This is a genomic window from Streptomyces sp. NBC_00252, from assembly GCF_036187565.1.
In the GTDB taxonomy this organism is placed as follows: domain Bacteria; phylum Actinomycetota; class Actinomycetes; order Streptomycetales; family Streptomycetaceae; genus Streptomyces.
In genome coordinates this window covers 8,341,198-8,347,500 of record NZ_CP108087.1, presented here as the reverse complement: position 1 = coordinate 8,347,500, position 6,303 = coordinate 8,341,198, and the positions used below count along the sequence as shown (strand labels likewise).

5 protein-coding genes are annotated in these 6,303 nt (G+C 70.4%); 3 read left to right on the top strand and 2 right to left on the bottom strand.

Annotation, left to right across the window (positions count from 1 at the left end; all coding sequences use genetic code 11):
• Positions 1 to 458: 458 nt before the first annotated feature.
• Both OHT77_RS37085 and ptsP read left to right on the top strand, forming a co-directional pair.
• Entirely contained in the window at positions 459 to 908 is a 450-nt protein-coding gene (locus OHT77_RS37085) for a PTS sugar transporter subunit IIA (RefSeq protein ID WP_266766842.1), read from the top strand.
• A gap of 79 nt (positions 909 to 987) precedes the next feature.
• The gene (gene ptsP, locus OHT77_RS37080) at positions 988 to 2,658 is read left to right on the top strand and encodes a phosphoenolpyruvate--protein phosphotransferase (RefSeq protein ID WP_328832725.1); all 1,671 of its coding nucleotides are present in this window, start codon (positions 988 to 990) and stop codon (positions 2,656 to 2,658) included.
• A gap of 71 nt (positions 2,659 to 2,729) precedes the next feature.
• On the opposite strand, the gene OHT77_RS37075 is transcribed toward ptsP, so the two are convergent.
• Both OHT77_RS37075 and OHT77_RS37070 read right to left on the bottom strand, forming a co-directional pair.
• Positions 2,730 to 3,626, bottom strand: coding sequence for a hypothetical protein (locus OHT77_RS37075; RefSeq protein WP_328832724.1), 897 nt, complete (start codon positions 3,624 to 3,626; stop codon positions 2,730 to 2,732).
• 22 nt (positions 3,627 to 3,648) lie between these two features.
• Positions 3,649 to 4,923, bottom strand: coding sequence for an MFS transporter (locus OHT77_RS37070; RefSeq protein ID WP_328832723.1), 1,275 nt, complete (start codon positions 4,921 to 4,923; stop codon positions 3,649 to 3,651).
• A gap of 45 nt (positions 4,924 to 4,968) precedes the next feature.
• Here OHT77_RS37070 and OHT77_RS37065 point away from each other — a divergent pair, with 45 nt between their 5' ends.
• Entirely contained in the window at positions 4,969 to 6,288 is a 1,320-nt protein-coding gene (locus OHT77_RS37065; protein ID WP_328832722.1) for an aminotransferase class I/II-fold pyridoxal phosphate-dependent enzyme, read from the top strand.
• Positions 6,289 to 6,303: the final 15 nt, after the last annotated feature.

Below are 6,303 nucleotides of genomic sequence, written 5' to 3'. Positions count from 1 at the left end.
AACCGTCAGATGACAGTCGGAGACGGGGTATCAACATATCTGGCGTTGATTTTTGGCACGCTGTTGAGTTCTCAAGGAACGGACGCTTCCTTTGTACTCACCCTCTCGGGCTTTCCTCCGGGCTTCCCTTCGGTGTTCCAAACTCTATCAGTGTTTTTCCGGCCCCCTGACCACCGTCCCGCAGGCATGCGGAAGGTGACCCCGAGATAGGATCTGACAAGTTGGGTGCTGCCAGGCCAAGCAAAGGCGCTTGGTCGCGTCGCTCGGCCTCAAGCAGGAGTACGACTGTACATGCGGCCGTAGAGCAGGTGCAAATCGCTTAGAGGTGTGGTCTAGACCACTAATCCGGACCTCTCGGGCGGAACCGTTACTACATATGACATACCCTGCTGCTCAGTGTGCCGTCCGGGACAGGTAGTGACGGCCCCATCACATTTCCCACCTCTGGGAGGCTTCCCATGACCAGCGTGACGTCCCCTCTCGCAGGACGTGCCATCGGACTGGCCGCGGTGCCGGATCCGGTCTTCTCCGGGGCCATGGTCGGCCCCGGCACGGCCATCGACCCCGTACGCGAGCCTTCCGAGGCCGTTTCTCCCGTGGACGGAGTCATCGTCTCCCTCCACCCGCACGCCTTCGTCGTCGTGGACGCCGAGGGACACGGTGTGCTCACCCACCTCGGTATCGACACCGTGCAGCTCAACGGCGAGGGCTTCGAGCTGCTCGTCAACAAGGGCGACACCGTGACCCGCGGTCAGAGCGTCGTGCGCTGGAACCCGGCCGCCGTCGAGGCCGCCGGCAAGTCCCCGGTGTGCCCGATCGTGGCTCTCGAAGCGACCGCTGAGTCCCTCTCCGACCTCCGTGAGGACGGCGATGTGAAGACCGGCGACACCCTCTTCGCCTGGGCGTGACGTCAGTGCCGTCGTGATGACGGTGAGCAGGACAACCACCGCGGCGGCGGGACCCGCCGCACTATCGGAGACGGGTGAGATGGAGACAACGCTGCGAGGCGTCGGTGTGAGCCACGGTGTGGCGATCGGCGAGGTTCGGCACATGGGGACGGCGGTCCTGGAACCGCCTGCCAAGCAGAGCCCGGTGGAGGACGCGGAGCGTGAACAGGGGCGCGCCCGCCAGGCCGTGGACGCTGTGGCGGCCGACCTGATGGCGCGCGGCAATCTGGCGGGGGGCGAAGCCCAGGCGGTGCTCGAGGCGCAGGCCATGATGGCCCAGGACCCCGAGTTGATGGCGGACGTGGAGCGCCGTATCGCGGTCGGCAGTACCGCGGAGCGGGCTGTGTACGACGCCTTCGCCGCCTACCGTGCCCTGCTGGCCGGTGCGGGTGAATACCTCGCCGGTCGGGTGGCCGACCTCGATGACGTGCGGAACCGTATCGTCGCCCGGCTTCTCGGGGTACCCATGCCGGGTGTTCCCGACAGTGACGAGCCGTACGTCCTTATTGCCCGTGATCTCGCGCCTGCGGACACGGCGCTGCTGGACCCGGCGCTGGTGCTCGGTTTCGTGACCGAGGAGGGCGGGCCGACTAGTCACAGCGCGATCCTGGCGCGGGCGCTCGGTGTGCCGGCCGTGGTGGCGCTGCCCGGAGCCGGGGAGCTGGCCGAGGGCACGGTCGTCGCCGTCGACGGCAGCACCGGTGAGATCTTCGTGAACCCGAGTGCCGAGAAGAAGGAGCAGCTGGAGACCGCCGCCGCCGCGCGCAAGGCCGCTCTCTCCGCTTCCACGGGGCCGGGTGCCACCTCCGACGGGCACAAGGTGCCGTTGCTGGCCAATATCGGCGGTCCCGCTGATCTGCCGGCCGCGCTGGAGGCCGGGGCCGAGGGTGTGGGTCTCTTCCGTACCGAGTTCCTCTTCCTGGACGACAGCAAGAACGCGCCGTCCGAGGAGAAGCAGGTCGAGGCCTACCGGCAGGTGCTCGAGGCGTTCCCCGAGGGACGTGTCGTGGTGCGGGTGCTGGACGCGGGCGCGGACAAGCCGCTGGACTTCCTGACGCCGGCCGACGAGCCGAACCCTGCGCTGGGTGTGCGGGGTCTACGGTCGCTGCTCGACCACCCGGACGTCCTGCGTACCCAGTTGACGGCGCTCGCGAAGGCCGCAGAAGGCCTGCCGGTGTATCTGGAGGTCATGGCTCCGATGGTCGCGGACCGTGCGGACGCCAAGGCGTTCGCCGACGCGTGCCGGGAGGCCGGGCTGCGGGCCAAGTTCGGGGCGATGGTGGAGATTCCGTCGGCCGCCCTGCGGGCGCGCTCGATTCTGCAGGAGGTCGAGTTCCTGTCGCTGGGGACCAACGACCTCGCGCAGTACACGTTCGCCGCCGACCGTCAGGTGGGTGCGGTGTCCCGGCTGCAGGATCCGTGGCAGCCCGCGCTGCTCGACCTGGTCGCGATGTCCGCCGAGGGCGCGAAGGCCGAGGGCAAGAGCTGTGGTGTCTGCGGTGAGGCCGCGTCCGACCCGCTGCTGGCCTGTGTGCTGACCGGTCTGGGGGTCACCTCGCTTTCGATGGGTGCGGCTTCGATTCCTTATGTGCGGTCGGCGCTGGCGAAGTACACGCTGGCGCAGTGCGAGCGGGCCGCGCTGGCTGCGCGGGCCGCGGACAGTGCCGAGGAGGCGCGCGCGGCGGCGCAGGCTGTGCTGTCCGGCGAGTAGTCGGGTCGGCGGCCTTCCGTCGGCTGTGTTCCAGGGGCGCCTCACCTGTGGGTGGGGCGCCCCTGGTGTGTTCAGTGGTGGTGTCCTCCTTGGGGCGGCTCCAGGTCCCCGAGGTCCGGCGGTACGCAGTAGTCGACGTCTGACTCCGGGGAGATGAGGTCGCCGGATTCGACATCGGTGCAGTAGGCGTCGAAGACCTCGCCCGCGGTCAGAGGTTCCAGGCCGTCGCCGCGCAGGCGCCAGCCATAGATGCAGTCGGGGGTGTTCGGTGTGGTGGTGCGCATGACGAGGCCGCCGGGGCTTCGGGTGGCGAGGCCTAGGGCGAGGACCGTGGTGAATTCGAGGGCCTCGGCGTCGTCCAGGTGGGTGGTGCCGTCCTCGTCCTGGTCGGCGTGGAGTACGGAGACGAGGGTTTCCGGTGCTCCCGAGACGCTGCAGACCAGGTGGCGGTTGCCGGGGCGGGCCGTGTCGAGGATGCGGACGAGGAGGCCGGAGGCCCGGGTGAAGGCCGCGCGGCCGATGTCCTCGCCGCAGGAGGCGCAGGCGCCCAGGCGGGACAGGAGTGTGGTCGCGTACTCCCAGGTGGCCTGGCGGACGGCTTCGTCGACCAGGGCCGGGAGGAGGTCGGCCAGTGGCTGGCCCTCGTAGGGCAGGGTGGGGCCGGTGGCCGCGAGTTCGGCCGTGAAGCGGGCGCGGCTCGACGAGATGTCGGGCTCCAGTTCGCGGGCGGCGCAGAACTCGGCGTATTCCTCCGGGTCGAAGAGGGCCACGCTGGTGTGGCTGCCCTGGGAGGCGCGGCTCCTCAGGAGGGCCTCCACCTGCTGGAGGTAGGCGGTGTGGTCGTCGAAGGTGAAGCTGCGGTAGCGCCGCATGGCGCTGAAGTCCTGCTCGTCGGTCAACAGGCCGATGGTGCCCGCGATTTCGCGGCGCAGAAGGCGTCGGTTGATGAGGTGGTCGGTGTGCGCCATGTTTCCCCCTGTGCGCTGTCGATCAATGCTCACTCACAGTAACCGGCGGCACTGACAACGGCGCCTGAGCGAGCGGTCGGCGGACCAGGCGGTGCTGAATCATGCAGGTCAGAGCGATGGCGCCGCCGAAGGCGGTCCAGCCGAAGGGGCCGGTGGCGATGGCCGCGGTGACGGCGAGTGGGCCGATGCTGCGTTGGATGGACGGGGCGAGTCCGTGCACGCCGAGGTAGGCGCCCTGCGCGGTGTCAGGTGCGAGGGCGACCGAGAGTTCCCACGAGACGGTGGCGTGGAGCATCTCGGCCAGGGTGAAGGCGGTTGCCGAGGCGGTGAGCAGGAGCGCGGCGGTCACGGGCCCGCCGGTGGCCGAGAGCGCCAGGGTGCAGCCGCCGAGCGCGAAGGCGGCGGAGAGCGGTATCAGCAGGTTGCGGGTGGCCGCTGTCGTGGTGGCGAGGCGGGCCAGGGGGACTTGCAGGGCCACGACCAGCACGTTGTTGAGGACCATCAGCAGGGGTGCCATGCCGTGCGGCGCGGCGCTGGCGTGGGCGATCCACAGCGGCAGGCCGACCTTGAAGACAGCGTCGTCGAGGAAGAGGACGGTCTCGGTGGCGACGTACCCGAGGTAGGTGCGGTCGCGCCATGGGTTCGGGGGCCTGCTCGCGGGTGGCGCGTCCTTGGATGTCGCGACGGTGCGGGCCGGTGACGGGGGTTCGCCGCAGCGCATGGTGAGGGTCGCGATGGCGACGAAGGAGAGGGCGTCGCCGAGGAGGAGCCAGTGGTAGGCGGCGGTCGTGCCGAGGGCGAGGGCGGCCGCGGCGGTGAGGCCGCCCAGGGCCCAGCCGGCGTTGGCCGCGGTGCGGCTGATGGCCTGGTAGCGGATGCGGTCCGGTCCTGAGACGCGGGTGGCGTAGAGCTTGGTGAGCACGTTGGCGGCGCGGTCCCCGAAGCCGCCGGCGGCCGAGAAGACGATCAGCAGGACGTAGTTGTCGGTGGTGAGCAGGGCGAACGAGGCCAGGGCGCGCAGGAGTTGGAGGGCGACGAGGACGCGGGTGATCGGGAACCGGTCGGCGAGGCGGCCGCCGAGGGGCGCGCCGGCGATGCCGATGGCTCCGGCGAGTGCGGCGAGGGTGCCGACCTGGGCGACGGACAGATGCGAGACGTAGGTGAAGTACAGGACGGAGACGGAGGCCCACAGGCCGCTGCCGGTGCGGTCGACGAGGGCGATCGCGAGCATTCTGCGGCCGTCGCGTCCTCCGGGTATGCGTTTCGGCCGTACGGTCGCGCGTCGCGTCGTCCCCACTGCTCCCCCTTGCAACGAATTATGTGTTGGTACATAGTTGCCAACGTGGCAATACAATATGGGATCAGTGGTACGACGGCCAAGGGGATTGCCGCGTCCGTCGAACGGCGCGTGGCCGAGGGCGTGTTGGGGCCGGGGGCCGCGCTGCCTCCGGTGCGGCGGCTCGCGGACGGGCTCGGGGTGAGTCCAGGGACCGTCGCCACGGCGTACAAGGAGCTGCGGCAGCGCGGCATCGTCGTCACGCGCGGACGGGGCGGGACCGTGGTGGCGGATGCTCCGGCGGTGGCGTCGCGGCGGCCGCCCCGGGTCCCTGAGGGCCTGCGGGATCTGGCGGGCGGGCACCCCGATCCCGCGTTCCTGCCTGCGCTGGTGCCGCCTTCGCGGTTGTCCCCGGGGGCGCGGTCCCACCGGTCGACGCCGAGGCTGGCGCGGTTGGAGGAGGCCGTGCGGTACTGGCTCCGGCCTGACGGTGTGCCTGTGGAGCACGTGACCTTCGCGCACGGGGCGCTGGATCTGGTCGGGCGGCTGCTGTCCGTGGAGTTGCGGCCGGGTGATGCCGTGGCCATGGAGGATCCCGGTTATCACCATCTCCTGGATCTCGTCACGGCGTTGGGGCTGCGCATGGTGCCGGTCGCCGTGGACGACGAGGGTGTGCGTCCCGATGCCCTGCGCGCGGCGCTGCGGGCAGGTGTGCGGGCCGTCGTATGCAGTCCTCGGGCACAGAACCCGTACGGGGGCTGCTTCTCGGAGGCGCGGCGGGACGCGCTCGTCGAGGTGCTTCGGGACGAGCCTGAGGTGCTGGTCGTGGAGAACGACCACGCGTCCGCCGTGGCCGGTGCTCCCCTGTGGTCGCTGACTTCCGGCGGGCTGACGCGGTGGGTGCACGTGCGGACGGTGAGCAAGTTCCTCGGTACGGACCTGCGGTGGGCGGCGGCGGCCTGTGATCCGGTCACGTCGGCGCGGCACGACGGGCGGTTGCTGCTGACGTCCGGCTGGGTCAGTCACCTCCTCCAGGAGACCGTCCACGGTCTGATGACGGACGACGACACGCGCGCGTTGGTCACGCGTGCGCAGGAGGCCTACGCGCTGCGCCGGAAGGCCCTCCGCGAGGAGTTGGGCGTGCGGGGCATCGCGGCGCACGGGGTGAGCGGGATGAATCTCTGGGTGCCCGTGCGGGACGAGTCCGCCGTGGTCAACGGGCTGCGCTCGCACGGCTGGTGGGTCGCCGCCGGGGCGCGGTTCCGGCTGTCGTCCGAGCCCGGCGTACGGATCTCCGTCGCCGAACTCGAACCGGCCGACGCGGTGCGGCTGGCCTCGGACTTCGCCGCTGTGCTCGGTGAGTCCGAGGCCACCTATGGAGGCTAATCGACCACTACGGGA

Bases quoted from the DNA above. Each gene is read 5' to 3' on its own strand.
- OHT77_RS37085 (WP_266766842.1), top strand. From the start codon at position 459: ATGACCAGCGTGACGTCCCCTCTCGCAGGACGTGCCATCGGACTGGCC.
- ptsP (WP_328832725.1), top strand. From the start codon at position 988: ATGGAGACAACGCTGCGAGGCGTCGGTGTGAGCCACGGTGTGGCGATC.
- OHT77_RS37075 (WP_328832724.1), bottom strand. From the start codon at position 3,626: ATGGCGCACACCGACCACCTCATCAACCGACGCCTTCTGCGCCGCGAA.